Genomic DNA, 562 nt, shown 5'->3' with positions numbered 1-562 from the left:
GTACGTGATGGGGATGGGGCCGGGGAGGGAGACAGCATGCGCCAGGGCGGTGATCAGCGCTATTTTGAGTCAGACGACTACAAGGCCTACAAAGAGATTGAAGAGCAGATCGGCCTGTGTACGCCAGAGCAGGCCTGGGCCATGTACTACGTTTCGACGGGCATGGTGCGGGAAAACATTACCCTGGCGGTGATGGAGCACATTGGCCGGGGCAATCGAGCTTTGCTGCTTGAGTTTCCAGACCTGGTGCGAGTTGCCGGGCGTGACGCTGAGCCGGGTGCGCTCGCCTCCAACTGGCCTTTGCTGCGCAGGCGTCGTCGATAACTCTGCTGGGTGTACCTCTCGAGGGGCGATACGCAACATCGATACGAAGCTGAACCCGTGACGGACTGACAGCCGACGCCTATCTCCCTGACACCCCGCGATCAAACTGTGGGAGCTGGCTTGCCTGCGATGACGGCCTGACAGCCGACGCCTATCTCCCTGACACCCCGCGATCAAACTGTGGGAGCTGGCTTGCCTGCGATGACGGCCTGCCAGCCGACGCCTATCTCCCTGACAC

At 61.4% G+C, this 562-nt stretch carries 1 protein-coding gene; it reads left to right on the top strand.

Translation table 11 applies throughout. From position 1 onward, the window contains the following. Nucleotides 1-324, top strand: a 324-nt coding sequence (locus tag GIW04_RS31190) for a hypothetical protein (protein ID WP_236479678.1), incomplete at its 5' end; no start/stop codon positions are given. Nucleotides 325-562 lie beyond the last annotated feature (238 nt).

Origin of the sequence: Pseudomonas sp. PA-4-8C (assembly GCF_021606625.1) — a bacterium.
GTDB classification, from domain to species: domain Bacteria; phylum Pseudomonadota; class Gammaproteobacteria; order Pseudomonadales; family Pseudomonadaceae; genus Aquipseudomonas; species Aquipseudomonas lactis.
Note: the sequence above shows the minus strand (reverse complement) of the source record. Positions and strands in the feature narration are given on the sequence as shown.